We start from the raw sequence: 26,239 nt of genomic DNA, 5'->3' as shown, positions 1-26,239 counted from the left end.
ACTAACCATATGAAAGGAGAGAATGTCATGACAGTAACAGACCTTGAAAAGATACTGCTCGGTGAAGAAAAGCCGTCGGAGTATTTTGAAGCCATACGGGGAAGCGGAGAACTTGAAAATATGTTTCCGGAAATATACGCACTTATCGGCGTGCCGCAGAATACAGATTATCATAAAGAAGGCGACGTCTGGACTCATACCATGATGGTACTTGATGAAGCCGCCGGAAGACGTGACAAAGTAAACTTTCCTTTCGGATTTATGCTTTCCGCGCTCTGTCACGACTTTGGCAAGGCGGTAAGCACGACAGTTTCAGAGGACGGGACAGTGCATTCCTATGAACATGAGACTGCCGGCCTTCCGGTCGTGCGTACGTTTCTTGAACGCCTGGGCGCAGATGAAAAACTTAAATTCTACGTTCTCAGTATGACCAGACTTCACATGGATCCGAATATAATGGCGCGAGCCGGATCTAAAATGAAAAAGACAAACAAACTTTTCGACACTGTGGCAGATCCGTTTGATCTTATTGAACTTGCAGTCTGTGACGGACTTGGAAAGATACCGAAATGTGATGACTCTGAAGAATTTCTTCTGGATCGCCTCGCTAAATTCAATGAAACAATGGCGCGCCCGTATGCGTCGCTTAAAGATCTAACCGATGCCGGAATGGTGTTAAGCGATGACAAAGATGAAATACTTTCATATGCACACAAACTGAGACTTGCCGGTGTTGACAGGGAAAGCCAGATACGTCACTGCATATCATATCAGAAAACACTGAAGAAAAATGCCGGAGATGATACGGACTGAACATATAAATGATCAACGCGAAGTTTTAATGATAAGCCGGTATATATAAATGACTGGTAAGAAAGGAAGATGAAAATGAAACTGGAAGATATCAAAAAGAAGATCGGAGAACCGGAGTATGATTTTCTGCGGGAAGATGAACATCTGGGAAAAAACATCATTCTGCTCGGACTCGGCGGATCGCATGCTTACGGAACTTTTACAGAAACATCAGACCTTGATGTACGCGGATGTGCGCTGAACAGCAAAGAGGAAATTCTGTGCCGTGATAACTTCGAGCAGGTAACTGACCAGCCGACTGACACGACTGTTTATTCCTTTAACAAACTCATGCAGCTGCTCACTGACTGTAATCCGAACACTATCGAGATCCTGGGACTTAAGGAAGAGCATTATCTTTATCTTTCGGACATCGGCAGGGAACTGCTTGATAAAAGAAAAATGTTTCTTTCAAAGAAGGCGCTGCATTCTTTCAGCGGTTACGCAACGGCCCAGTTCAGACGTCTTGATAACAAAGCCGGAAGACTCGCGGACCAGAATGTTCAGGAGCAGCATATCCTGAACAGCGTAAAGCTTGCAGAGGAAAACTTTAAGAACATGTATTTCGAATATCCGGAAGATTCAATTAAGCTGTACATCGACAAGGCAGTTTCTCCTGAACTCGATACCGAGATCTTTATGGATGTGAACTTAAAGCACTATCCGCTTCGTGACTACAAGGATATGTGGAACCGTATGGCGGATATCGTCCGCGACTACGGAAAATTCGGAAAGCGCAATCAGAATGCGGTCACGCATGACAAGCTTGGAAAACACATGATGCATCTTCTGAGACTTTACATGATGTGCATCGACATTCTTGAAAAAGGCGAGATCATCACATACAGGGAAGCCGAGCACGATCTGCTCATGAGTATCAGAAACGGTGCATATCTTGATGAAAACAGACAGCCGAAGGAGGAGTTTTTCGAACTTGTTGAGGACTACAAAAAACGTCTTGAATATGCAAGCGACAACACTTCGCTGCCTGAAAAGCCGGATCATAAAGCTATCAGGGAATTTACGATGTATGTAAATGAAAGAGTTGTAAAAGAGGAAGTCTAATAGTTTAACAGCCGTGAGGGTAGTGATGATCCTCACGGCTGTTGTTTTTGGCGTAGTTGGGAGCGTCCGTTCACGAAATGGTGGTGCGCCTGTGGCGCACAATTGAAAACCGAGGCCGTTTTCAACAGCCTCGGTTAATTTTTACGATTTGTTATTTTGATTTATTTTTATAAAAAAGTAGCAACAGATTGCTATGCCTAAAACTATTAGTAATCCGCCTAATCCAAATTTAAGAATTTCCGCAAGATCCTGAATGTTGTTTGCTGCTTTAGCAGAGGCATTTTGAATTCCGGTGTATGCATCACCACCGTAAGATTGAGAAGATACATATGAACCAGCATCTTTCTTTAGTGTGATTATCCCGAATATGATTGAGAGTATTCCAGATAAAATACCTACAATACAAAATAGTTTAACTCCAGAATTCTTTTGCGGTGTAATTGTAGATTGCTGATTTAAATCGTTAGTTTCATTTGTAATCATGATATGTTTCCTTTTTAATAATCATTTAGTTTTTCGTTAAGATAATCAGCCCATTCTTTTTCCCAGTCATCATCATCAATACTTCCATTACCATTGTTATCACCAACATAACCATCTTTGGTTCTTTGGTCACCTTCTATATTGTTGTCATCAGGATCACAGGAACGACAGTATAAATCAGTTGGACTATAGGTTTTATTTTTACAAGTGTCATTTTTGCCCATGCAATAATATTGACCTTCTGATAGTTCATCGTTATCGTCATATGACGCTGGTTTATATGTGGTTGTTGTTTTAGATTTATTAGTGTTTTCAGATTTTGGTGACTGATAATCGATTCCTTTTTTTGTTTCAGCTGTTGTGGATACAATAGTCATTTCTTCTGTCTGACAAATATCATTGTCGTTAGTTTCACTTGAAGTATCTGAATTACATCCAGAAATTAAAAGTGTGATTAGTGCTGCAATTATAATATCACAGCATGTATTTTTGTTTTTCATTGAACAAGTCTCCAGAACATAAAATGTTAGTTACCGAGTTATGCACGATACTCATTTTTGAATCCGCATTTTTTACAGTAATATGTATCGTATTTCTTTCCTAGTAATCCTCCGGCTAGTCCGACAGGACCTAATAGTAATCCTCCAACTACTGCTTTGCCGGCACTAAGTCCTTTGTAATCTGATGAGATTTTTATCCAGTCGTAAGAACTACATACCGGACATTTGTTTGGTGCGTATGACATAAATCAATCCCTCCCATAAAATAATAGACGAAATTATTGGGTTGTAAAGATATCTTATATGTATATTATAACTTATTAAAACTATTTTGTAAATAGTAAATTGTGCAATATATAAATTTTGTAATAATGAACGAATCTCACTTCATACGATTGTATGCAATGCTACAGATTTTTTTATCATTAAAAACTTGACGAACCCTTTGTAATAGTCTATACTTTAGATAATGACATAACATTGTCCAGATATTTATTAAAAGTAGTGGTCCCTACTATGAGTGGGAGTTCTAAAAGCAGTAGTCCCTACTGAGAGTGGGAGTTTTAAAAGCAGTGGTTCCTACTGAGAGTGGAAGTTTTAAAAGGTTTGGCATACCCGAATGGGTATGCCAAATTCAATTGTGTGCCGTAGGCACACTACCATTTCGTAGATGAACAGTTCCACCTGTATAATGATAAACTTTCTATTGCCAAATCAGTTTTGCTATAGTATACTAATAATAGATAGTTAACAATTTACATGTAATGAAACTGAGATAACAATGAGAGGAAGTGAAGGACATGTACAGTTTTCCAAAACGCTGCGATGGTGATGATGTTTTGATACATATTTTTCCGTCGATGCAAAAGCAGGTTCAGAAAGTTATTGATTTTGCCGGTTCCTGCGAAGCTATAAAACGTATTCGGGTGTTCGGAAGTGCAGTGACCCGTAACTGCGGTATGGGTAGTGATCTTGATATTGCTGTTGATGCTCCGGATATCCTTTCTGATGAAGAATTTTTTAGTATATCCAGACCAATAAGAAGTCTTCTGGATGTTAATGCTGATGTTGTACATTACAACACTATACACAGTGAATGGCTGATAGATGAGATTGATACAAAAGGAGTGGATGTTTATGTCAATAAATAAAATTGAAAACGAATAAAAGGTTGGGCATACCTATTCAGGTATGCCCAATTCAATTGTGCGCTGAAAGCGCACCACCATAAAACAGCCGTGAAGGTAAAATACCTTCACGGCTGTAACATTTATATCCGATTACGAATTACTTCTCGTATTCATATCCGAGCTTGAAAGCGTTAGTGTTCTTTTCTATCATAGCAGCCTTTTTCGGTGGGATGATCTTTTCGAAAACTGAAATGATTTTTTTATCGTCGATTCCGAAGTATCTGTCAGAGCATTCTCTGATAACCTTACCGAGGATGATGATGTTGGCCATACCTGTGAGGCCGTTTTCCTTTGCCATTTCTGTTGAAGGAATGTAGTAAACAGTGATATCGTCACGTGTAGACTTTCTGTCGATGATAGAGCTGTCAGCGAATACGATTCCGCCCGGCTTTACCATTGGTTCGAACTTGTCGAATGAAGGACCGTTCATTGCGATAACAATGTCAGGTGCTGTAACGAGCGGCGAACCGATCGGGTCGTCTGAGATACATACTGAACAGTTACATGTACCGCCGCGCATTTCCGGACCGTATGAAGGAAGCCATGAAAGTTCTTTTCCTTCCATAAGAGCAGCGTTTGCAAGGAGTTTTCCTGAGAAGAGAACGCCCTGTCCGCCGAATCCGCATATAATGGTTTCTGTAAGCATTTTAGTTCTCCTTTCAGTCAGCCTTTTCTTCCTTGTTCCATACTGCTTCGTCCTTGTAAACTCCGAGAGGGAAGTACGGGATCATTTCATCACGTAATCTCTGGAGAGCGTCAACAGGAGTGAGACCCCAGTTTGTAGGACATGTTGAGAGTACTTCAACAAGTGAGAAGCCTTTTCCGTTTATCTGGTTTTCGAAAGCCTTCTTTATAGCCTTCTTTGCTTCACGGATGTGAGCAGGAGTATCAACTGAAACTCTCTGTGCAAGAGCTGTACCGTCGATTGTTGCGAGCATTTCGCATACCTTTACCGGATAACCCTGGATCTCCGGTTCACGTCCGTAAGGAGTTGTCTGTGTTACCTGGCCAGGAAGAGTTGTAGGAGCCATCTGACCGCCTGTCATACCGTAAATAGTGTTGTTTACGAAGATAACAGTGATGTTTTCGCCTCTTGCAGCAGCGTGAACAGTTTCACATGTACCGATAGCTGCGAGGTCTCCGTCACCCTGATATGTGAATACTACAGAATCAGGAAGTGCTCTCTTGATACCTGTTGCAACAGCCGGAGCTCTTCCGTGAGGAGCGCCTACCATGTCACATTCAAAAAACTTATATGCCATTACTGAGCAGCCTACAGGGAAAATACCGATAGTTTTTCCTTCGATAGCGAGCTCGTCCATTACTTCTGCTACGAGTCTGTGGATGATACCGTGTGTACATCCAGGACAGTAAGTTGTAGGTACGTCGCAGAGTGCGTGCGGTTTGTCAAATACTACTGCCATATTAGAGACCCCTTTCTGATATCTTTACTATCTGATCGAGAATTTCAGCAGGTGTCGGGATATTACCGCCGTTTCTGCCGAAGAATTCTACTGGAATTCTGCAATTGAGAGCAAGACGGATGTCATCAACCATCTGTCCCTTTGACATTTCAACGCTTAATACTTTCTTTGCGTTCTTACATGCTTCGTTGATCTCTTCAACAGGGAAAGGCCAGAGTGTCTTTGGTCTGAAAAGACCAGCCTTGATGCCTTTTTCTCTTGCCTGGTTTACAGCAGACTTTGCAACACGTGCTGTTGTACCGAAAGCAGTGATAACGAGGTCAGCATCTTCACACTTGTAGATCTCAGCGTCGTGGATGTTCTTCTTGATCGTTTCGTACTTTTCGTATCTTGCGTTAACTGAAGCTTCGAGTTCATCCGGCTGGAGGAAGAGTGAGTTGATGATGTTGTGCTTTCTTCCGCCTTTGTGGCCGCATGCAGCCCATTCCTTAGGTTCAAGCTTAGGAGCTTCGTCGGAGAATGTAACAGGTTCCATCATCTGACCGATAAAGCCGTCTGTGAGGATCATTACAGGCATACGGTATCTGTCAGCTTCCTCGAAAGCTCTGATAGTCATGTCAACTGTTTCCTGAACAGAAGCAGGTGCGAAAACGATGAGCTGGAAGTCGCCGTGGCCGAGAGCCTTTGTAGCCTGCCAGTAGTCTGACTGCGAAGGCTGGATGCTTCCGAGACCCGGGCCGCCACGCTGTACGTTTACGATAACAGCAGGAAGGTCTGAACCTGCGAGGTATGAAACACCTTCACTCTTGAGGGAGATTCCCGGTGAAGAGCTTGATGTCATTGTTCTGACACCTGCTGAGCTTGCTCCGAGTACCATGTTTACAGCAGCAAGTTCACTTTCAGCCTGGAGAAATGTGATGTTTCTCTTCTTCATGTTTTTTGCAAGATAAGCAGCTACCTCAGTCTGAGGTGTTATAGGATATGCGAAGAAGCATTTGCAGCCTGCACGGATAGCAGCCTCAGCAAGAGCTTCGTTGCCTTTCATAAGAACTCTTTCCATTATTATTCTCCTTTTTCAACTTTTATAACGCAGTCAGGGCACATCATTGCACACAGTGCGCAGGAAATACATTTAGAATTGTCAGTACATTCTGCAGGATAGTATCCCTTCTGGTTATGCTTTTCCTCAGAGAGTCTGATTATCTTTTTCGGACATGCTTCAACGCAGAGTCCGCAGCCTTTACATCTTTCGAAGTTTATGGTTATCATTCTTTTCGCCTCTTTTACTCTTTTAATATTTCTGGTTTATCCTTATATTGAAGGCGGCAGCCGGCCGCAGGGATAACAGTGTCAGATCATTCCCAGATGAGTTTTACTTTTCTTTTTACTGTAAAGTCTCCTTCAGACGGAACGAGATTTTCAGGTATGCACCTGAACTTAACAGGAAGTCCGGTAAGTTTCACTATGTCATCAGAGAAGCCGGAGGCGTTCTCAACGATGGCAGCTGTGGTTTCTGCTCCGAGATTAGGGTTGTTTACAAGTCCTGTGACTTTCATACGGCAGGCCATTTCTATTTCGTGCATCAGGGTAACGGTTTCCTCAGCCGAAACCTCTGTTGTACGGTACATATTGTATACGTACAGTATATCGTAGTCGCCTGCGTACTTTTCGATGACATGCTGATATCTGCCAAGAGCGAATGCTCCGGCGTCTGAACCGCCTACGTCGATGACTGTGTGATCGTGAGAGCGGATGATACGTTCAATGTCAAAGTTGAGCACAGGAAGATCAAGATTTGAATTTGCAAAATCAGGTGTGATCACATCGATGCCGTTTTCAGTAAGCTCATCTCTGAAGTCAGCAGTCCTGAAATACGGATTGACTGTATCGATGTCAACGATCGCGGTCGTTCCGTTTTCCTTCATTGCATATGCGAGATTTACAGCAAGATTGGTCTTGCCTGATCCGTATTCGCCTGTGATGATCGTAATCTTTTTAAACTGCATTCGAATTATCCTTTACACTAATTCTGGCGGATTGTATGCTTCTTCTGCAGGTGCGTTTTTCCTCGTCCTGACAAAAAATATGTCATATTCCCCGTGAAGGGAATATAACATGAAAGCAAATGTTTGAATTAACAGTTCTATTATACCACTTTTCTGATATACAGTCAATGATTTTTGAAAAAAACAAATACGCTGATCAGGGATGAAATGTGCCCTGATCAGCGTTTTAATGAATATCTTTATCTTTTTATACGTATATTGGTGATCGCGCACTGATCACCTGTCAGCGCAGTGTATACTTCCGGGACAGTTTCTTCATATGTCGTTACAGAACGTATCGAAAGACCGCAGTATTCCGTTGTGATAATAACCTTACCCTTTTCTTTGTGGTACGTAAGTTCACAGTCAAGGCCGGATTTGTTTTTCGTTTTCCAGTCGTTCCAGTTTGTAAATGAATCAAGCTTTGTAACAGAAACCTGATTATCAGCAAGTTCGTCTTCTTCCCAGCCTTCACCGTCAAGTCGCAGAACAGTTAGTTCACGGTAATTCTCACCGTCAGGTTTACCGTCATCTGAAGTGAACAGAAAGGCGAAAGCGCAGTGCCATACCAGTCTGGCGGTCGGAAGGCTCATGGTGTGGAAACTTATCTTCATACCGTCAGTAACTTTTATTCCTTGTGAAGAGGCGGCGCGCCATCCGTCTACCTGAACATTCGGAATATCTCCGGCAGGAACGTTTATGTAGCTTATCTCTTCAGCAATACGCGGAATAAAGCCTTCACTGATCTCCTCATCAGTTTTGTTTACGTCAACGTCTGTTATTGTGCAGTGCTCGCCTGTAACTGAGATATATGCAAATCTTGTGCTGTCCTGAAGAGCGAGAATTATCTCATGCGAACGGAAGCCGTCTGTCATGCGGATAAGTGCATGATCTTTGAAACGTACTGCATCGAGTTCGATCGTTACTTCATCGTGGATGAACGCTTTCGATTCTTCAGCGGCGGATTTTATATCTTTTGTTTCAGACTTTACGTTTCTGGCTTCTGATACCTCTATTACACCGTCAGCACGGATGGTTGCATATTCAAGATAAAACAGATCGCGGCGTTTATTTTCGTCTTCATATACACGTGCATCGATGGAATCAAAAATGATGAATGTAGGAATAAAAATGTCTTCCTTAAAACCGTCATTCATCTTTGTAGTAAGGCGAATATGTGTGAATGTGTTTGTAAGCAGTATTCCTGCCGATGAAGATGAACGGTAACTGCTGCATACAAGGGAAGTGTCACCTTCAAGTTCATAAGGATCTTCACGTTCCTTCATCTGGTATTCCGAGTCAAGATCGATGAAATGTATCATTATCTTTGCGTAAACCGGATCAAACTGTGTTCCGATACCCTTTACAAATTCCTCACGTACTATCTGCTGAGGTATAGGATCGCGGTAGCTTCGTTTGGATGTCATTGCGTCGTAGGCATCTGCGACGGCGATTATTCTGGCGAGATCAGGAATATCTTCTCCCTTAAGTCCTTCAGGATAGCCGTTACCGTCATATCTTTCGTGATGATAATTAGCACCCAATGACAGATAAGGCGACTGACTAATACTGGAAAGTATCTGTTTTCCAATGACCGGGTGAGATTTGATGATAGCATATTCCTCGTCAGTGAGTTTTCCTTCCTTGTTGATTATGCTGTCCTGAATACCTATTTTGCCTACGTCATGAAGCAGAGCGGCAAAATAGATCTCCTCACACTCTTTATCGGTTTTACCGGCATAATGCGCTATTTTCTGGGAATATTTCGCTACGCGGCGTGAATGTCCGTGAGTGTACTTATCCTTTGCATCGATCGCATTTGCAAGTGCTGAAGCCGTCTGTTCGAAAAGCAGCTTCATGTTTCTGCGTTCCTCACGTTCAAGCTCTATTTCACGCATACTTGCCTGTTCAAGCATATCGTTCGTGTCGATAAGTGACATGATATATGTGATCATGGCCATTCCGACAAGGGATATATTGGTAAATGATATGCCGTAAACGAATATCTGAAGAACAGCTGCACTGGTCGGAACAATCGAAAAGAGCAGGAGAGACAGGCCAAGAAATCTGCCAAGCCGTCTGTAATTGTCGATTACAACTGAAAGGTCGATAAGCAGAATGGCTAACGGAAAGATATATGAAATTATAAATCCGTCTGCTCTCTGATAGCAGTTTAATTCATCGAAAGTATAGTAAAATCCTGTAAACTGCGAGATGATAAGAAGTGACAATCCTATCACGGCGATATAACACGAATGCCGCAGTCGTAATGGTGGTTTGTCATATTTATCGTCGCTTACGAGAATATCTATAAGATAGAGCGTAAAGATCAGCGGTATAGCAAGAGTAAACATAAATACCAAAAAATTGCTTATCCTGACCATCCAGTATCCGACGACATCAGTATTGCCGCGATAGTAGTATGCAAACCTGTCAAAAACAAGAAGAAGCATGGAAGCCAGCTCAAGCGCAAGCATTATCCATTTTCTTCGTTTTGTAAGTGTTTTAGTTATAAGGACGAAAAATGCAAGCATCCCGCATATACTGCTGAGGACGAGCATTATATTCATCTGATATTCTTTTATTAAATCTAAAATGTACCCCATAACTGATCCCCTGTATATCAATTTTTACAGTGAAAAATTACGTTCACTATAAACAATCATTTTATTCCGATGCAGCTAAGCTGCCTGTAAATGTGCTGTAAACCCCGGCACTATTTTATATGTGTATACTTTTAGTATAGCACTTATCAGTCGATTTTTCAAGGGAAACAGACATTTGACGAAACGAATAAAACAAGGTATAATTGTAAGTAATAGTTTGACTGCATTATGAACACGCTGGCTGGAGAGGAGTGAACACTATGCCTGAAACAAATAGATCAGCAGCCACATTGCCGGACGGAATACTGAAGTTTACGCTTATGCACAGATGCACGGCGGTTGCGGAACTCAGTCTTGATGAAGATATCGGTTTTATTCTGAAAATAGGGGATGTGTTTGCGCCTGAGCATCTTCCAGTAGGTGTTGGCGTGAAAAAAAGGCATTGCCGACCGGGCTGCACTGAATGAGTGGTGGATGGACCGCTCTATCCCGTCGAGCCGCTCCGGTGTGCGTGAAGCGATGGAAACGCTTCAGATAGAAGATACAAGGGAACTTCTGATACGCTGTTTCGGACTCAGTCTGTCAGATCAGTACTGGATCTGTCCGGAAAACTCAGGACTTACCTGGGAAAAGATAAACTTCTTTGATAATGATTTTTCCGATGATATTGGTGATGTTCTGTTCGGTGCCGGCAGGAAAGCAGATCCGCTTGATTTTTCATCTCCGGATAACACATCTGACGGAAATCTGAAAAAACGCTGGAAAATCATAAACGAAAAACGATGTCTGGTCAAAGGCGGTTCCAATCCGTATCGTCAGCAGCCGCTTAATGAAGTGATAGCATCTGAGATCATGAAAAGACTTGAAATTCCTCATGTGCCGTACCGGGTTATCTGGAATAAAGGTGCTCCGTACAGCGTGTGCGAGGATTTTGTGAGCGGTAGCTCGGAACTCGTTCCTGCGTGGCGTATCATTCAGACACAGAAGCAGCCGAATAATAAATCTCTTTACCAGCATTTTATCGACTGTGCGGAAACGCTTGGCATTCCGGGAGTAAGAGCGTTTCTTGACCGGATGATCGTACTCGATTATATTATCGCAAATGAGGACAGGCATCTCAATAATTTCGGTGCGGTACGTAACGCAGAGACACTTGAATGGATCGGTATGGCACCGGTATACGACAGCGGTTCTTCACTCGGATATGACAAGAGCATTCCGATGATGAGAGATGATTCTGAAGTGGTATGCAAGCCGTTTAAGAAGCATCATGAAGAACAGCTGAAGCTTGTTTCGTCGTTTGACTGGATCGATTTTTCTGCTCTTTCAGATGTTCGAAAAATGATCACCGATATACTGTCAGATGAAAAAGCAAAGGATTATCTGGAGGAAAGACGTATTCATGCAATCGCTGAACTTACAGAACGCAGGATCAGAAATCTTGAAATGCTTGCCGGTGTGAAAAATCGTAAACAGGTCATTTCAACTGATGATGAAGTGGAAAAAGATATAGCTGCAACGTATTAAGTGATTTATTTTTCGCTGATCTGTTCAGTGTTCGTTGGGGATTTTTAAACATCCGTAGTAATAAACTGACTTGATCAGTGTTTCTTTTTATGCCCTTAACTGTGACAGAAAGGAATATAAAATCATGAGTATAAATAAAATCACTGCAGCATTTATGTCATGCGTTCTTGCCTGCTGCGCTGTATTCAGTCCGTTCAGCGTGCCTGCTGAACATATCTCTGCTGCCTATGAAGGCTCGGAAAATCCGTGCAACAGACAGGATGACATGGAAGTTCCGTATGACCGGCACAGCTGGGTTCAGCCGGCGGACTGGAAATGTTCTGCCGTTGATCCCCGGGATTTTGAAGGATGGATCATGATCTTTGCTGATAAGATCGGACTGGATCTCAAAGATGCTCCGGGTAAAGTTCAGAGGATATATATAAGCCTTGTCGGTCCGACAGAACCGGTAAGCATGATGAAGTTTCATATGTTCTACGATACCAGACTGAAAATAAAGAATAATTCAAAAGGTGAAGTTGTTACACCCGGAAAAGCGGTTACTGATTTTACAACAGGATCAGCACTCGTGAAAGACGGTGAAATCGCGTTTTACGCATATTCCGACAAAGATGTGGTAATAGACAGAGGCAGTCTGTTTACCATAGATTTTATCGTTCCGGAAAATGCAGACCGCGGCGAAGTTTACCCGATTGGTTTTTCGTATGTCGATGACGGTGTAGTTGGCGATACATTTATGAATTCAGCCAATGACACTGCCGGAAATCTTCAGATGGCTTTCGTATTTACAAAGGGAATGTACAACGGATACATTAAGATTCACGGCGATAAAAGAATAAAAGGCGACGTAAATGAGGACGAAGCAGTAAACACTGCTGATTTCGTCACACTTGCAGACATTATCCTCGGAAAGACAGTGCCCGCTGAACCCAGAGCAGCTGATCTGAACAAAGACGGCGTGACAGATGTTCAGGATCTGCTGGTGCTGAAAGAGATACTGCGTTCATGAACAGAAAGAATGAACTTTAAAAGTCCTGAATACAATAGAATCAGCATATTCATCTCGCGTAAATACGTGGGTTGAATATGCTGATATGCTTTTCAGTACACAACAAAGGCATCAGAGCTTTTCGGTTGGAGTATTATCGCTGCCGCTCTCTTTTTATAATGTCTCATCAGACGTTCCTCCCTGGTTATGAACATTGTTTCATTTATATGTTTAAAACGTTGTCCATAATCCGAATTTAACTTTACCATACACTTAGATTATAACATTGAATGGGTGAAACGTCAACGAAGGGTTTAAACATTAGAACACAGATTATATTTAGAATTGCTAAATACAGTAAGCGCGCTCGAGAATAAATCTGTATAAGCAGATGCTATTAATAAAAAAGATAATAGTTACATATGATCTGATAGTATTTAGATATTTGTGTACAGTCATTGCCACAGAAGCGGTACGCCTTGCGGTGTGCTATTGTAAACGTGGCTTTGCCACGTTGTTTCTTTATCAGTAGTTATACTATAACCGCTAAAAAGATACTGCATCAAAGTGGTATGTTTTTAGCGGATATAATAATTCATGATTGATAACAGCCGCTTTTCAGTATATAATAAATGCAGATGAAGTCGGTACCGCAAATCAATTATAGGAGGGCTCTTTGATGAGTTATAGTGCAAAACCTGATGAAATTGGTCAGTATCTTGATGATCTGATAACAAGAAAATATGGTTCAAGGAAAGCGTTCTCACGAAAATTTCTTGATAAGCTCGGTAAAACTGATGAAGATACACAAAACACTGAAAATCGTTTTTATAAAATCGTTAAAGGAACAAATGAGATTCCTGCGTATGATTTGCTTCTGACAAGTGAATTACTTGATGTTTCCTGTGAAGAGATTCTTTCCGCAGGAAAGTTAAGATTTCCTACATCAGCTCATATCACCAATTATGATATTGCATGTTCAGATGATCCTTCTTTATGGAAACAGTATCTTGATCATGGCTGTACTTTATATCTTGACGAATTTAAAAAGTCGGTAATTGATTATGCGTTTGAGAAAAAGAATATCAAGCTCTTTAAATATATGATTGAGGAAGATATCATCTGGCTTATTGCTGATAAAGAAAGTGATAATAAATATGGCACAGATTTATTTGAAGTAGATTATAAAAAAGAATCCAACATGAATAATAGCTTTTGGGAATCTAATATAAGAAAAGAAGACAGACTCAGAACAAAAATTATAATTCTTGCTATAGAGAACGGAAATGTTGAAGTACTTGATATGTTACGAGCAAGAAGTACCTCAGCGATTGAGTATATAATTTCAAGGCCGGAATATAACACAAATCATGTTGAAGTAACAGAAGAATTTTTAAACTCGGTTATAGATGCTGTTGCCTTATGTGAGAATGATGCAGTTTTAGATTATTTTTCTGCTGAGTATATGATTGAAAAAGAGAACAGTATAGTTGTTTGTCCGTTTTATAGTCGCATCATAGAAACTATGATTGAAAATAAAAGATATGATCATGCTGAAATATATATCAAACGTGCTATTGCTCATAACAAAAAGATTTATGAAACAGTTAAAAATATTCTTGATAATGAATTTCATAGTAAGTGCCTTGAAACTAACACTAAGAAAAAAGAAGCGATGATGCAGTGCTATAGTAATGGATGCAGTTTTGAAGAGTATGCACGTTGTTTTCCAACCGAAGAAGAGATCATGTGCAGTGTTATGCGATGGATTAGATATGAAAAAAAGCATAATATAATATTTTGCCGAAAGCCTGATACATATGAATGGATAATATCGAATTTGATATATCTTAATGAATTGAAAGGTCCAGAACATATAAAATCTCTGATTAGAGAGATGAATGAATGGATTGACAAGTTTGTTTCCATGAATGAAAGAAACTGCTGTTGACTAAGAATACTCAAAAAAGGATAATAATTAATTTTAAGGAGTAAATAGATGAAATTTACAGCTGAACAGAAAGAAAAGATAGGTATTTATCTTCGTAGATTAATAGATAGTTCTGGACTTGAGGGTAAAAAAACATCGGTAAGACAGTTTTGTAAGCATTGTCTGGAGCATCAAGGAAGTAAATTAGATGATGACTGTATTAAAAACATGGAAAACAGGTTCATAGATATATTAAACGGAAAGAAAGCGATACAGAGTAATGATCTTTTAACAGTGAGTGAGTTGCTTAAAGTGTCTGTAGAAGAAATCCTTTCGGCAGGACAGAAAAAATATGTTTTTCCGGAATCGCATGTAAGAAACTATGATATTGCTGCTTCTCATGATAAAGCTATATGGGAAAAGTACATCAACAGTCAAAATGAGTTTCTGGTATGTGCTGATGAATACGGAAAAACAATTATTGATTATGTAGTAGAGTTCAAAAATTACGATTTTCTAAAGTATTTGATTTATGGAAAGTATATGTGGTTTGCATCTGAACCAGATGATAAAGAAACGGAAATTCCAATCATGCAGTTTGGGTGTGGAACAAACATGGGACCTGAAAATAAAGAGAATAATAGTGTTCACCGAGGAGTTATTTATAATGATATAACATCAAAAGTTATGCATGATGATAGGTTAAGGAAAAATGCTATTCTTCTTGCTATAGATAATAATGACGATCAGATGTTGTATTATTTGCGCGGAAGAGAAACCTTTGATATATTAGGATATATTGAATATGGAGCAGATAGAAAAAAGAATAGTGATTCAAACATAAAATTCGTAAATGAGATGGACTGTGCAATTGTTGATGCTGTCGTCAAAACTGAAAATGAAAGAATCGTTGATTATTTTTCAGATGAATTTTCAGTTAAAGGGTATAGACACAGGTATATGCATGGGTCAGATAACAGTATCATATATCCGTTCATTGAAGATATTATAGAAGGTCTTATAAACAGAAAAAAGTATGATTCAGCAGAAAAGTCGATACGTAAAGCTTTACTGCATAATAAAAAAGTATTCGAAAAAGTAAGTGGTTATATCGAAACAAGTATCAATGAAGAATATGAAGCAGTATTAAAAGCTTTGAATGAAACCATTGAGGAAATGCGTAAAAATGGACTAAGTAATGAGCAAATCGAAGAAATAAAAAACAAACGTCTGGATAAAGAAAGAATGAAAGATATTGTTTTGAAATATGAGCTTAAATATGATGAAACTCTACACTTTATATCGGCCAATCACATGCTTCCAAGTGGATTTGTTTTCAATATAATTGATGTTGATACAAGTAAGATTAATAATGCTCCTGCTGCTATACAAAATTTGTTAGTCGAATTGAACGACTGGTACAGAAAAGTTATAGAACTTGGAGGTGACAGGAATGGCTAAGTATTGTTACAATTATGATTCCGGCGAGTATGAGTACATTGATGAGAGCGGCTATAGTTATGATCGTGGAGAATATGTCTACAACTGGGATGACAGCGAGTACAGACGTGAAAGAGAGGAAGAGGAACGCAGAAGACTTTGGGACGATGACGACAATGACTGGTGATTATTCACTCGACTAAATGAAATAGAAACGAAAGGTATCAGTACAGAGGTGTTCTGATACCTTTTTGTGTTGCTTTTATTGACCGGTACAAACTTTCGAATCGTTTTCGGAAAAACGTTACAGATTCACATCAAATATCTCAGAAAAACGTTACAAACATATGCTGAAAAATTAAGAAAAACGTTACAAAGGTATTGAAAAAACTTAAGAATAATGTTACAATATAGTTGTGAGATACGATAAAACCGTGAATTGTTAAGTGCAACATTATTCAAAAACTGAGGTGATACTGTGTTTAAACGAAAAGCATGGGACAAGCTAAACGAATGGAAAAACTCTGCTGATAAAAAGGCTCTTTGCATAATTGGTGCAAGGCAGATTGGCAAGACAACTCTTGTGAGACAGTTTGGAAAAGAAAACTACGAAAATTTTGTAGAGATCAATTTTATAGCTGATAAAAATGCTGTCAGAATATTCGAAGGTGAGCTTTCGGCAGATACGATAATTACTAATCTTACCGCATATGTTCGTAAGCCAATGACTCCCGGCAAAACTCTTGTACTGTTTGATGAAATTCAGGAATGTCCTGAGGCAAGAACTGCAATAAAATTCCTAGTTGAAGACGGTAGGTTTGACTATATCGAAACCGGTTCAATGCTAGGTGTACGCTATAATCAGGTAAGATCATATCCTGTGGGATTTGAAGAAATATACTACATGTATCCTATGGATCTCGAAGAATTCATTGTGGCAAACGGAGTACAGGATAAAACAATCAGTTATCTTAAGGAATGCTATGATAACATGAATTTTGTATCTGATGCTGTCCATAATACAATGCTTAATCTTTTTTATACATATATCGTGGTAGGCGGCATGCCGGACATCGTAAACACATATGTAACCACTCATGATATAAACATCGTCATTGAAAAACAGAAAGAGATTCTTGAACAGTATCGTCAGGATATCTCCAAATACTCATACGGCGGTGACAAGATAAAAATCAAAGCGGTATTTGATAGTGTACCTTCTCAGCTTAACGATAAAAACAGACGTTTTCTTCTCTCTAAAATCGAAAAAAGCGCACGTACATTTCGATATGAAAATTGCTTTGAATGGCTTTCAGACGCCGGGGTTGCTCTTCCGTGCTACAACGTTACCGAACCGCAGCTTCCGCTGGAACTGAACAGCAAACACAATCTTTTCAAGCTTTTCATGGGAGATACAGGACTACTTTGTGCTGCCTGCATGGAAAACATTCAGTTTGATCTTCTTAAAGGTGACCTCGATATCAACCTTGGCAGTATTCTCGAAAATGTCATGGCACAGGAACTGAAAGCAAATGGTTTCGGTCTCTATTATTTCGATTCAAAAAGATACGGTGAACTTGATTTCATCACTCAGAATGGAATGAAGGTCGATCTTATTGAAATAAAATCCGGAAACGATTATAAAAAGCATAATGCCCTTGACAGAGTAAGAACTGTAACGGAATGGAAGTTCGGTAAAGCAACAGTTTTCTGCAAAGGCAATGTAGAAAAAGATGATGTTGATTATCTACCTTGGTATATGATAATGTTCTATACACAACAGAAACCTGAACATGAACTGAAACATGAAGTGGATCTGAGTGCACTGGATATGTGAAAATGGTGGCAGCTCATTTGAGCTGCTATTGATAATTTTCACCTCAGAACTGAGGAGAAAATAACCTTTATACAAGGAGTGAATACGATGAATTACAATTTCTACGGCTGGGAAGATGCTAATGTTCAGCCGGTAAATGATGAATTTAAGGATATAAAAGATCCACGTAAGCTTTATGATATCCTTTCAGAGATCTGGTGCGAGTACACATGTGCGCCGCGTCTTCGTAAGCTCTGGAGCGAAGATAATAAAACACTTGGTCAGTGCTCGATAACTGCATTTCTCGCACAGGATATTTTCGGAGGAAAGGTTTATGGTATTCTTCGAAGCGGCGGCAATTATCACTGCTACAACGTTGTCGGAGATGTGGCGTTTGACCTTACCAGTGAGCAGTTCGGAGACGAAAAACTCGATTACAGCAGTAATCCTGAGCAGTTCCGTGAAGTACATTTTGCGAAGGCGGAGAAGTTTGAACGTTATAAATATCTGAAGAATGCTCTTACGGAGTATTTACATCGTCCTTCAATCCCATCCAAACATCCTGTTTCACTCGAAGAAATGACAAAAGAAGAATTTAACGCAAAGATGGAATGAGGCATAGCTCAGGCAAAAGCCGGTGAAGGAGTTTCAGCGGAGGAATTCTTTTCGGCTATGGAACAGAGAAGAAAATAAGGCATAAACAAATCCCCCTGACTTCAGTTTTAGAGAAAGCAGGGGGATAGTTTTGTTATTAAAAGGTCATTTTCACCTCAGAACTGAGGTGAAAATTATTGAATGCAGCTCGGATGAGCTGCTACCATTTTATGCAATTCATCTTGCAATCTGGTATCCGCATAGTGAGTTTTCTATAAATCCATAGTTTTCGAGTTCATTTACAGCTTGTATGATGGAATCTTCAGAAAAGCGGGCTGCCTTGTCTTTTGACCAGTTTTGAAATTCGTTGATTATTTCATTTTCACTGATACCTGGGTGATTCTGAATAATGAAAAGAGCTGTTCCAGCTCCTTCAACTTCTTTTGTTGAAGAGAAATGATTAGTGAATGAGGCGGCTTTGTTTATAAACGGTTCATAAAAATCTAACTGATCTTTCACTTTTTTGCTGATAAGCTTTTGCATCAGCAAATCATAAGCCTCTCTGGTGTTTATTCCGTTATAATATTGCTGAAAATATTTTATTTCATCAGAAACCCTGCTGATTGAACTGTCAAAAGGTCCGTAAGGTGCTTTTTTAAAACTGAAAAGATTAGTGCCTGAAAGGATATTCATGAAATATACGGTTTTCTGAAGACCAATCTTATTGAAATGAGACTTTTCAAGTTTGAATTTGATAAGCATAAGTATCAGGGCAGATAATGATAACTGTGGCTCTTTTTTTGAAGATGCTGTGCCGCTGAGTGCCGGTTCGTAGATAATTATATCAGTATGTTCGCTGACAGCGGATAATTTTTCGATGATGATCTCGCGTACTTCATTCCAATTGAGACCGCCGTTTCCGCTTCCGAGAGGAGGAATTGCAATTGAATCAATATGGTAATCATTTATTGCTTTTATAAGTGCATCCAGTCCTGATGTGATAAAACTGATTTTTGATTTTTCGCGCCATTTGTCCTTAGTAGGAAAATTGATAATGAGTTTATCATCGGTTTTATAACAATGCAATGTTCCGGGAGTCAGTTCATGTGCTTTGCACTTACGGATATATTCATTATTCATTTCAGGGGAGCGGAGCTTAAACTGATACGCCAGGCCTTTGCCCATGAAGCCTTCGCAGTTAACGGTGTTTATTAATGCATAGGCATCAGATTTCAATATATCTCCCGTGGTAAACCTAAACATGGTGATTCGCCCCTTCCTCTAAAAGTATATTCCGTTTTCGTCAACGTCAATAAATGGCGGTGGAAATCCTATTATATCTGAAACTTTCTTGTTATACGAATGTAAATAAAAACCGTATTAATGTGGCTGTATTTAACACCACTGTCATATGATGTCTGATGATGAAAGTGAAAAGGAATATAATCCGAAAGGCCAAGCCTTTCCCTCCCTGATAGAATTTCATGATCAGCCGTATCTGTAAATACAATATTTCTTCGTGCTAATTCTCCGCGTGAAAGCAGTCCTGTTGCAGCAATCGATGGGAGAGCATCCAGTGTGGTTAAATGATAAAGTAGTTTTCCGCCTTTTATACTCATGAAGTAATCTCCTTATAATAATATTATAATGCATAGCAGGCTTTTATTCAATATCTGTTTAAGGGTTTCTAGTATTTCAGATCTGATGCGTATTTTTATGGCGGTTATATATGCCGGAAAAGATCAGAAATGAAATTTACGTAAACTTAATACATAATAAAGTGATCGCCCTGACTTTGCTTGAAATCAGGGCGATCACTTTTGTTAAAAGGTCATTTTCACCTCAGAATTGAGGTGAAAATTATCAACTGCAGCTCGAATGAGCTGCCACCATTTTATGCGGGATGGCATTCTGTATCTGAATCAGTCTGTTCTTCAGATGAAACAGAATCATTACTGTTTTTTAGTTTCTCAGAATAAGGATTCTGGCGTGGATTTAATTCTTCAATATTGTACTCTTCTCGCATAATATTCACCATCACTTACCTAAAACAAGCTCTTTGAGAAGAATAAGATCCTTGATATTGACCTTCTTGTCTGAGTTGAAGTCGAACATCATCTTTGCGTCATCGGAAAGTTCCTTCTTACCTGAAAGATGCTGAACGAGGCGGAGTACCTGTGATGCGTTGTATACCTTTTTCGGCTGTGTGCCGTCAGGTTCTGTTCCGCCTACGAGGACGCCGTCGGCATATACGCAGACGTAGTCGCATTTTTCTGCAAGTTCGACACCGGCAACGATATCATCGTAATCAGGACCGATGTCCTTGATGCCCTTGCGGCTCGGATCGTTTGACGGATCCCATTTGTCGCCGTAGTACATGCCGATGATGAGCTGATATTTCTTGTTTGAGTTCGCGATTGCGTAACCCGGCCATGATATCTCGACGTAGTAGATGTTGTCCTTGTATTTTACCGGCTTTGAAAGAACAGCTTCCTTGTCGTCAACTTCTGTCTGTACCTGGTCGTAGGTCTTCTGAAGAACGAATGATGACGGAATATCCTTGTTGTTTTCAAATTCCGATATATCGAAGTAGTATCTTATTGAAAGATCATCGTGCGGTGTGAGTGAGTCAGTCTGAACGAAGAATGTAAGCTTTGTTGCACCTGCGCCGTCACTTTCCTCCTGATCAGAGCAGTAACCGGATACCCAGAAATTATCGCCTGAGAAGATCTGTGTGTCGTCTGTTTCCTCTTCCGGCGGGAAGTTTTCATCCGGCTTCATAGTTTCATCGCCGTAGCGCAGATAAAGAGCGGCTGCCGCACCCGGTATAGCTGCGTTGTAGTCGATGGTAACTTCGTTGTAGATCCAGTCCTTTGTGATGTCGTTGTGCTTGTCTTCAGCATCAGGTCCGCCTACGAGAGCGCCGTAGAGAACGTGCTTGTGCTTTGCAGTGTCTTCAGCCATTGTAAGACCGGATGCGGCTCTGTGATGAGGATATTTAGCTGAATTTTCAGCATATCCTACAACATAGCAGCGGTCCATAGGATTGTCACCGATGATGTATTCCATCTGGCCGAGAGCCCAGTCAGAGAATGTGTAGTCAGGATTTTTGGTATTGTAAAGATCCTTGCCCTTATTGTACTTGTCGTAGATAAGACCTGTAAGCTGCGCAGCTGTGTTGTAACGGGCTGAACCCCATGTGTTGAGCCAGAAATATCCGGCTGGTGTGATAGTACCTGCATCACCGTTCATGGCAGCGTTCATAGACTTGGCCTGCATTTTCCAGAAGTCGATCTCTTCGTATGGATTTCTTCCGGCAGCTTCACGGTATTCTTCCTTTACTTCCGGATATATCTCCTGGATGCGGCCGAGAAGTGTACCGACACCGTTCCACATATCGTTCCAGCAGAGAATGTATCCCGGAGGAGCGTAGTAATCAACGTAGCCGATGCTGTCAGCGATATATCGGTGATCCTTGGTTATAAGGTAGAGCCAGCATGCTGCGAAGCAGTAGTCATCTTCCCACTTGTTTGATGTGTAGTAGGACTTAGGACCGTCTGCACCGTCGCCGACTGCCTTTTTGTTTTCAGTTGCAAAGTCAAATAAAGCCTTTGAGTAGTCAAGACATTTTTTAGCGTATGCCGGATCAGTATCCTTGAAATTATAGTAGTTTATCGCAAGTGCGGCTGCACTTTCAGATACGTCATCAGTTGTCGGGATCTCGCTTGTGGCGAACCATGCAGGTCTTGCCATTGCATCGATCTCAGGTGACTGCCAGTAAGCGTGGTCAATGTCACCGTCGCCGACCTGATAGCAGAACGCGATGACCTTTCCGTCATCATCGCGGAATGTGCTTCTCATGAAATAGTCGCAGAAGTAACGGCAGATGGTTTCGACGTGATCTGCCTGACCGGTCTTTTCATATGCTTCACGGAACTCGTAGTATCCCCATGATACGGTTGAAGCTGCATATGCTTCCGGAAGACCGAACTTTACATGGTCACCCGCATCGTGGAAACCGCCGGATACGTTTACTGTTTCGTTGCCGTCCGGATCGAGTACGTCCTTGTATTTTTTGATAAATGAATCAGAAAGATTAGTGTGTTCAGAGTCAAGAGGAACTTCAGCATCATAGACATGGCAGTTTCCGCGCCATGGAAGAAGATTGTTTTCCTTAACGTCTGCACCGCACATGTTTGCGTCGTAGAAGTAAAGTGTATGCTGCAGAAGTCTTGCCCAGTTATTGTCGGTTTCCTCATAGTCAGCCTTGCCTGGTGTTGTTTTTGCCCATACAGCCGGAACAGCTGATGAAGCGATCATTGATGCAGCAAGTACCGCAGAAACCGCTTTTTTTAATGCCGGATTTTTCATTTGATAAGCCTCCTTAATGTATGCCGCTTTCAGAAAAACTGAAAACATAAAACTGCCGTACAGTTTTGTACCGGAAACACTGACCGGAATTCCGGATATTGCTGTTTTACATCAGCGGACAGTGTCCCGTAATCATCCGTCTGATATGAATTATACCACAAAACCGCATCAAAATCTATCCTGTTTTCAGCTGTTGCAGGTGAAAATTTTTATATCCGGCGGAATCTTATTTCCGTCCGGCACGGAATTTCACGTAAGTATACTCAATGTTTAATGATCATTCATCTTTTGCCCGGCAATCAAGGTTGACAAATGTACTCAAAAGGATTTATAATAAAGTATTGATGTTTATTTAGAACAGGATGGTTTTCCAGACTATGAAAGTGGTTATTATAGGGACCGGTAAGGTCGGAAGCAATATTTCAAATGCACTGTCCAAGGAAGGGCATGATGTCATTGCCATCGACACAAACGATGCTGTTATAAAAAGAATACAGGATACTCAGGATATCATGTGCATAAACGGAAACGGTGCTGATATAAATGTGCTTCAGGAGGCTGATGCCGGAAGGGCGGATCTCTGCATTGCGACCACACCGCATGACGAACTCAATCTTCTCTGCTGCCTTTTTGCAAAGAAGCTTGGTGCTGAGCGCGCCATGTCCAGAGTGCGCAATCCGATGTACTTTGCTCAGATAGGAATCTTAAAGGAAGACATAGGTCTTTCCATGGTAATAAATCCGGAACTAATCACCGCCGATGAAATAATGCGTATACTTATTTTCCCGGCGGCGGCAAAGCTTGAAGTCTTTTCAAGGGGACGAATAGAACTTGTCGAGCATAAGCTCAGTGACCGTTTTGAACTTGACGGCATGACACTTGCCGATATTTATAAAAAACACAAGATAAAATACCTCATCTGTACAGTTGAACGTGATTCAAAGCTGTATATTCCGGGCGGTGACTTTATACTTCACAGCGGCGACAAAGTGAATATTGCGGCATCGCACCGTAACATTGAAGGCTTTTTCAAGGCTATCGGCTCAACGCGTTCGAAGATCAAGACCGTGCTTATCGTAGGCGGAGGCAAAGTGTGCAGCTACCTTATCAAGCAGCTTCTTAATGCGCACATGCAGGTAAAGGTAATCGAGATAGACGAGAAGAAGTGCCAGAATCTCGCAATGGAATTTCCGCATGCTGACATTGTCCATGCAGACGGAACTGACCAGGAGGTACTGATTGAGCAGGGACTCAGGCACGCAGATGCGTTTATATCCATGACAGGCATAGATGAGGAAAACATCATCATGTCGCTGTTTGCTGCCAGAAATTCCGGGGCCAAGGTCATCACCAAGATAAACCGTGAAAGCTACCGCGAAATTGCCGGTCAGGTGGGTCTTGACTGCCTTATTTCACCGAAAATGCTGACAGAATCAGTAGTTCTCAGCTATGTCCGCTCCATGAAGAACACTTCAGGAAGCAACATTGAGGCGCTTTATCATCTGGTCGAGAACAAGGCCGAGGCTATCGAATTCAGGATAACCAAGGCTATAGACGGACTTATCAACATTCCTCTTAAAAACCTGAACCTTAAGAAGAACATTCTTATCTGCGGTATAATCAGAGGAAGGACGGTCATCATCCCGAACGGTAATGATTTCATCACAATAGATGATTCGGTGATCGTTATTTCCAAGGAACACCATTTTTCTGATATTACAGATATTCTTGCAGATTAAGGAGTTAAGGAATGAATAAACAGGCAGTAGCACATTATCTTTGCAGGATCACGTCATGGGGCTCCCTACTTTTCCTTATTCCGGCACTTGTAAGCCTTTTCTACGGTGAATGGGATGCACTTAAAGCTTTCCTGGAAGTTGCGATCGGTGTGGCCGTGCTTTCACTTCCGATGGCGATACTGAAACCGAAGGAAAGTGACATGTTCGCCAAGGAAGCTCTTATGATCGTTGCACTTCTGTGGGTCATATATCCGGTGGCCGGAGCTCTTCCTTTCTGGCTTTCCGGCGAGATTCCGTCATTTGTCGATGCGGTTTTTGAAAGTGTTTCAGGATTTACAACTACCGGTTCGACCATTCTTACGGACATTGAGTCCATGTCGCACGGAATGCTGTTCTGGCGAAGCTTTACACACTGGGTCGGCGGCATGGGGGTACTTGTACTTGCCATTGCTATCCTTCCGGCGAACAAGGCGACCATGTATCTTATGAGAGCCGAATGTGCCGGCCCGCAGGTCGGAAAACTCACACCGAAGGGCAGAACATCGGCACGTTATCTTTACATAATATACGGTGTTCTTACAGTTGCACTTACAGTTCTTCTGATACTCGGCGGCATGCCGGTGTTCGACAGTATATGCCACGCAATGGGAACGGCCGGTACCGGCGGATTCGGTATAAAAAACAACGGTATAGCGTTTTACAATTCGAAATATATTGAATACGTTCTGACGGTGGGAATGATAGTTTTCGGCGTTAATTTCAGCATCTACTATCTTATCCTGACCGGACATATAAAAACAGTGCTCAGAAATGCAGAATTAAGAGTATACCTTATTATTATTCTTTTAGCCACCGGACTTATAATGGGATCAAACATTCTGATACATCCTGATCCGGAGGAAAATTTCAGATCAGCGGTATTTCAGGTGTCATCCATAATGACATCGACTGGGTTCGGAACAGATGACTATGCACTCTGGCCGGAGTTTTCACAGATGGTACTTCTCATGCTGATGTTTATCGGTGCCTGTGCAGGATCCACCGGCGGCGGTCTCAAGGTGCAGCGAATAATAATCATGTTCAAGAGTGTCAAGAAATTCGTTCGTCAGACGCTCAGTCCGAAGTGCGTTTATGTACTTAAGGGAGAGGACAAGACCATGGACACGGCAACGGTTCACGGAGTTCAGACGTATTTCATTCTTTACACCGGACTTCTGTTCATATCGCTTCTCCTTGTTTCGTTCGACAATAATGATTTTGCAACTTCATTTTCTTCAGTAGTAACGTGTATCAACAACATAGGACCGGGACTTAACAAGGTAGGCCCGACACAGAACTTTTCTTTCTTCTCAAACTTTGCAAAGATTATTCTGTCATTTGACATGCTTTTAGGAAGACTTGAGTGCCTTCCGGTCATAGTAATGCTTTCTCCTTCAGTATGGAGAAATAAATTCTGATACTGTCAAATGTGCAGTAAAAGACTATCAAGAATTATATGTTTATTATCGTTATCCGGCAGAGCTTTTCTGCCGGATAATTTTTTTCCTTAATTTTTGTGATAATCGTTGCATTTGGCGAAAAAATTTTGTATAATAATAAAGTGTGATAAAAATCAATCAGTGATTGTTTAAGAAACCACAGATCAATATATTAATCAGTGCAGAGTGTG

At 40.9% G+C, this 26,239-nt stretch carries 25 protein-coding genes; 13 read left to right on the top strand and 12 right to left on the bottom strand.

What is annotated here, in order from left to right; translation table 11 throughout:
• Window positions 1–27 precede the first annotated feature (27 nt).
• Window positions 28–813 (top strand): hypothetical protein, encoded by a 786-nt coding sequence (locus CC97_RS18710; protein ID WP_049962753.1) that lies wholly within the window; start codon window positions 28–30, stop codon window positions 811–813.
• 75 nt (window positions 814–888) lie between these two features.
• On the top strand, window positions 889–1,917 hold the full coding sequence (locus tag CC97_RS07420; protein WP_044974453.1) for a nucleotidyltransferase domain-containing protein: 1,029 nt from the start codon (window positions 889–891) through the stop codon (window positions 1,915–1,917).
• A gap of 141 nt (window positions 1,918–2,058) precedes the next feature.
• On the opposite strand, the gene CC97_RS07415 is transcribed toward CC97_RS07420, so the two are convergent.
• From CC97_RS07415 to CC97_RS07405, 3 genes are read right to left on the bottom strand one after another with little or no spacing between them, the layout of a single operon-like run.
• Complete coding sequence (locus CC97_RS07415) at window positions 2,059–2,400, bottom strand: hypothetical protein (RefSeq protein WP_044974452.1); 342 nt, start codon at window positions 2,398–2,400, stop codon at window positions 2,059–2,061.
• A gap of 14 nt (window positions 2,401–2,414) precedes the next feature.
• Window positions 2,415–2,900: a hypothetical protein gene (locus CC97_RS07410; RefSeq protein WP_044974451.1), complete on the bottom strand. Its 486-nt coding sequence runs from the start codon at window positions 2,898–2,900 to the stop codon at window positions 2,415–2,417.
• A gap of 38 nt (window positions 2,901–2,938) precedes the next feature.
• Window positions 2,939–3,145: a hypothetical protein gene (locus CC97_RS07405; RefSeq protein ID WP_044974450.1), complete on the bottom strand. Its 207-nt coding sequence runs from the start codon at window positions 3,143–3,145 to the stop codon at window positions 2,939–2,941.
• 555 nt (window positions 3,146–3,700) lie between these two features.
• On the opposite strand from CC97_RS07405, the gene CC97_RS07400 reads away from it, so the two are divergent.
• Entirely contained in the window at window positions 3,701–4,051 is a 351-nt protein-coding gene (locus tag CC97_RS07400) for a nucleotidyltransferase domain-containing protein (RefSeq protein WP_044974449.1), read from the top strand.
• Between the two features lie 136 nt (window positions 4,052–4,187).
• Here the strand turns inward: CC97_RS07400 and CC97_RS07395 are convergent, their stop codons facing one another.
• The 6 genes from CC97_RS07395 to CC97_RS07370 form a co-directional block, all read right to left on the bottom strand.
• A complete protein-coding gene (locus tag CC97_RS07395) occupies window positions 4,188–4,736 on the bottom strand; it encodes a 2-oxoacid:acceptor oxidoreductase family protein (protein ID WP_044974448.1) in 549 nt (182 codons plus the stop codon).
• Window positions 4,737–4,749: 13 nt separating this feature from the next.
• Window positions 4,750–5,514 (bottom strand): thiamine pyrophosphate-dependent enzyme, encoded by a 765-nt coding sequence (locus CC97_RS07390; RefSeq protein ID WP_044974447.1) that lies wholly within the window; start codon window positions 5,512–5,514, stop codon window positions 4,750–4,752.
• 1 nt (window position 5,515) lies between these two features.
• On the bottom strand, window positions 5,516–6,577 hold the full coding sequence (locus CC97_RS07385) for a 3-methyl-2-oxobutanoate dehydrogenase subunit VorB (protein ID WP_044974446.1): 1,062 nt from the start codon (window positions 6,575–6,577) through the stop codon (window positions 5,516–5,518).
• Window positions 6,577–6,783 carry a 4Fe-4S binding protein gene (locus tag CC97_RS07380; RefSeq protein WP_044974445.1) on the bottom strand — a complete coding sequence of 69 codons (207 nt, stop codon included), beginning with the start codon at window positions 6,781–6,783 and terminating at the stop codon, window positions 6,577–6,579. Before CC97_RS07380 ends, CC97_RS07385 begins: the two co-directional genes overlap by 1 nt.
• An 86-nt stretch (window positions 6,784–6,869) precedes the next feature.
• Window positions 6,870–7,520 carry a hypothetical protein gene (locus CC97_RS07375; protein WP_044974444.1) on the bottom strand — a complete coding sequence of 217 codons (651 nt, stop codon included), beginning with the start codon at window positions 7,518–7,520 and terminating at the stop codon, window positions 6,870–6,872.
• Between the two features lie 239 nt (window positions 7,521–7,759).
• A complete protein-coding gene (locus CC97_RS07370) occupies window positions 7,760–10,165 on the bottom strand; it encodes an HD-GYP domain-containing protein (protein ID WP_049962752.1) in 2,406 nt (801 codons plus the stop codon).
• Between the two features lie 260 nt (window positions 10,166–10,425).
• Here CC97_RS07370 and CC97_RS20060 point away from each other — a divergent pair, with 260 nt between their 5' ends.
• The 8 genes from CC97_RS20060 to CC97_RS07340 all read left to right on the top strand — a co-directional run bounded on the left by CC97_RS20060 (window position 10,426) and on the right by CC97_RS07340 (window position 18,481).
• Entirely contained in the window at window positions 10,426–10,632 is a 207-nt protein-coding gene (locus CC97_RS20060) for a hypothetical protein (RefSeq protein WP_156036814.1), read from the top strand.
• A gap of 7 nt (window positions 10,633–10,639) precedes the next feature.
• The gene (locus tag CC97_RS07365; RefSeq protein WP_156036812.1) at window positions 10,640–11,692 is read left to right on the top strand and encodes a HipA domain-containing protein; all 1,053 of its coding nucleotides are present in this window, start codon (window positions 10,640–10,642) and stop codon (window positions 11,690–11,692) included.
• Between the two features lie 124 nt (window positions 11,693–11,816).
• A complete protein-coding gene (locus CC97_RS18705) occupies window positions 11,817–12,701 on the top strand; it encodes a dockerin type I domain-containing protein (protein ID WP_049962751.1) in 885 nt (294 codons plus the stop codon).
• Between the two features lie 658 nt (window positions 12,702–13,359).
• Window positions 13,360–14,631 (top strand): hypothetical protein, encoded by a 1,272-nt coding sequence (locus tag CC97_RS07355; protein WP_044974443.1) that lies wholly within the window; start codon window positions 13,360–13,362, stop codon window positions 14,629–14,631.
• A 48-nt stretch (window positions 14,632–14,679) separates the two neighbouring features.
• Window positions 14,680–16,071 carry a hypothetical protein gene (locus CC97_RS07350; RefSeq protein WP_044974442.1) on the top strand — a complete coding sequence of 464 codons (1,392 nt, stop codon included), beginning with the start codon at window positions 14,680–14,682 and terminating at the stop codon, window positions 16,069–16,071.
• Window positions 16,064–16,237, top strand: a complete 174-nt coding sequence (locus CC97_RS20505; protein ID WP_197021840.1) for a hypothetical protein — start codon at window positions 16,064–16,066, stop codon at window positions 16,235–16,237. The genes CC97_RS07350 and CC97_RS20505 overlap by 8 nt, the downstream gene beginning before the upstream one ends.
• Before the next feature lie 291 nt (window positions 16,238–16,528).
• Window positions 16,529–17,887 carry an ATP-binding protein gene (locus tag CC97_RS07345; protein WP_044974441.1) on the top strand — a complete coding sequence of 453 codons (1,359 nt, stop codon included), beginning with the start codon at window positions 16,529–16,531 and terminating at the stop codon, window positions 17,885–17,887.
• 87 nt (window positions 17,888–17,974) lie between these two features.
• Complete coding sequence (locus CC97_RS07340) at window positions 17,975–18,481, top strand: hypothetical protein (protein WP_242848153.1); 507 nt, start codon at window positions 17,975–17,977, stop codon at window positions 18,479–18,481.
• A 216-nt stretch (window positions 18,482–18,697) separates the two neighbouring features.
• Here the strand turns inward: CC97_RS07340 and CC97_RS07335 are convergent, their stop codons facing one another.
• From CC97_RS07335 to CC97_RS07325, 3 genes are all read right to left on the bottom strand, one after another.
• The gene (locus CC97_RS07335; RefSeq protein WP_044974440.1) at window positions 18,698–19,723 is read right to left on the bottom strand and encodes a macro domain-containing protein; all 1,026 of its coding nucleotides are present in this window, start codon (window positions 19,721–19,723) and stop codon (window positions 18,698–18,700) included.
• Between the two features lie 71 nt (window positions 19,724–19,794).
• On the bottom strand, window positions 19,795–20,079 hold the full coding sequence (locus tag CC97_RS07330; protein ID WP_049962750.1) for a DarT ssDNA thymidine ADP-ribosyltransferase family protein: 285 nt from the start codon (window positions 20,077–20,079) through the stop codon (window positions 19,795–19,797).
• Window positions 20,080–20,497: 418 nt separating this feature from the next.
• Window positions 20,498–22,831, bottom strand: a complete 2,334-nt coding sequence (locus tag CC97_RS07325) for a glycoside hydrolase family 9 protein (protein WP_044974439.1) — start codon at window positions 22,829–22,831, stop codon at window positions 20,498–20,500.
• Window positions 22,832–23,208: 377 nt separating this feature from the next.
• Between CC97_RS07325 and trkA the strand changes: the two genes are divergently transcribed.
• Both trkA and CC97_RS07310 read left to right on the top strand, forming a co-directional pair.
• Window positions 23,209–24,570 carry a Trk system potassium transporter TrkA gene (gene trkA / locus CC97_RS07315; RefSeq protein ID WP_044974437.1) on the top strand — a complete coding sequence of 454 codons (1,362 nt, stop codon included), beginning with the start codon at window positions 23,209–23,211 and terminating at the stop codon, window positions 24,568–24,570.
• Window positions 24,571–24,581: 11 nt separating this feature from the next.
• A complete protein-coding gene (locus tag CC97_RS07310) occupies window positions 24,582–26,027 on the top strand; it encodes a TrkH family potassium uptake protein (RefSeq protein ID WP_044974436.1) in 1,446 nt (481 codons plus the stop codon).
• Window positions 26,028–26,239 lie beyond the last annotated feature (212 nt).

Origin of the sequence: Ruminococcus sp. HUN007 (assembly GCF_000712055.1) — a bacterium.
GTDB lineage: Bacteria > Bacillota > Clostridia > Oscillospirales > Ruminococcaceae > HUN007.
The sequence above is the reverse complement of the archived record's forward strand: the minus strand, read 5'-3'. Positions and strand labels throughout refer to the sequence as shown.

Excerpts from the sequence above, each read along its gene's own strand:
- CC97_RS18710 (WP_049962753.1), top strand. The coding sequence starts at position 28 with ATGACAGTAACAGACCTTGAAAAGATACTGCTCGGTGAAGAAAAGCCG.
- CC97_RS07420 (WP_044974453.1), top strand. The coding sequence starts at position 889 with ATGAAACTGGAAGATATCAAAAAGAAGATCGGAGAACCGGAGTATGAT.
- CC97_RS07415 (WP_044974452.1), bottom strand. The coding sequence starts at position 2,400 with ATGATTACAAATGAAACTAACGATTTAAATCAGCAATCTACAATTACA.
- CC97_RS07410 (WP_044974451.1), bottom strand. The coding sequence starts at position 2,900 with ATGAAAAACAAAAATACATGCTGTGATATTATAATTGCAGCACTAATC.
- CC97_RS07405 (WP_044974450.1), bottom strand. The coding sequence starts at position 3,145 with ATGTCATACGCACCAAACAAATGTCCGGTATGTAGTTCTTACGACTGG.
- CC97_RS07400 (WP_044974449.1), top strand. The coding sequence starts at position 3,701 with ATGTACAGTTTTCCAAAACGCTGCGATGGTGATGATGTTTTGATACAT.
- CC97_RS07395 (WP_044974448.1), bottom strand. The coding sequence starts at position 4,736 with ATGCTTACAGAAACCATTATATGCGGATTCGGCGGACAGGGCGTTCTC.
- CC97_RS07390 (WP_044974447.1), bottom strand. The coding sequence starts at position 5,514 with ATGGCAGTAGTATTTGACAAACCGCACGCACTCTGCGACGTACCTACA.
- CC97_RS07380 (WP_044974445.1), bottom strand. The coding sequence starts at position 6,783 with ATGATAACCATAAACTTCGAAAGATGTAAAGGCTGCGGACTCTGCGTT.
- CC97_RS07375 (WP_044974444.1), bottom strand. The coding sequence starts at position 7,520 with ATGCAGTTTAAAAAGATTACGATCATCACAGGCGAATACGGATCAGGC.
- CC97_RS07370 (WP_049962752.1), bottom strand. The coding sequence starts at position 10,165 with ATGGGGTACATTTTAGATTTAATAAAAGAATATCAGATGAATATAATG.
- CC97_RS20060 (WP_156036814.1), top strand. The coding sequence starts at position 10,426 with ATGCCTGAAACAAATAGATCAGCAGCCACATTGCCGGACGGAATACTG.
- CC97_RS07365 (WP_156036812.1), top strand. The coding sequence starts at position 10,640 with ATGGACCGCTCTATCCCGTCGAGCCGCTCCGGTGTGCGTGAAGCGATG.
- CC97_RS18705 (WP_049962751.1), top strand. The coding sequence starts at position 11,817 with ATGAGTATAAATAAAATCACTGCAGCATTTATGTCATGCGTTCTTGCC.
- CC97_RS07355 (WP_044974443.1), top strand. The coding sequence starts at position 13,360 with ATGAGTTATAGTGCAAAACCTGATGAAATTGGTCAGTATCTTGATGAT.
- CC97_RS07350 (WP_044974442.1), top strand. The coding sequence starts at position 14,680 with ATGAAATTTACAGCTGAACAGAAAGAAAAGATAGGTATTTATCTTCGT.
- CC97_RS20505 (WP_197021840.1), top strand. The coding sequence starts at position 16,064 with ATGGCTAAGTATTGTTACAATTATGATTCCGGCGAGTATGAGTACATT.
- CC97_RS07340 (WP_242848153.1), top strand. The coding sequence starts at position 17,975 with ATGAATTACAATTTCTACGGCTGGGAAGATGCTAATGTTCAGCCGGTA.
- CC97_RS07335 (WP_044974440.1), bottom strand. The coding sequence starts at position 19,723 with ATGTTTAGGTTTACCACGGGAGATATATTGAAATCTGATGCCTATGCA.
- CC97_RS07330 (WP_049962750.1), bottom strand. The coding sequence starts at position 20,079 with ATGAGTATAAAAGGCGGAAAACTACTTTATCATTTAACCACACTGGAT.
- CC97_RS07325 (WP_044974439.1), bottom strand. The coding sequence starts at position 22,831 with ATGAAAAATCCGGCATTAAAAAAAGCGGTTTCTGCGGTACTTGCTGCA.
- trkA (WP_044974437.1), top strand. The coding sequence starts at position 23,209 with ATGAAAGTGGTTATTATAGGGACCGGTAAGGTCGGAAGCAATATTTCA.
- CC97_RS07310 (WP_044974436.1), top strand. The coding sequence starts at position 24,582 with ATGAATAAACAGGCAGTAGCACATTATCTTTGCAGGATCACGTCATGG.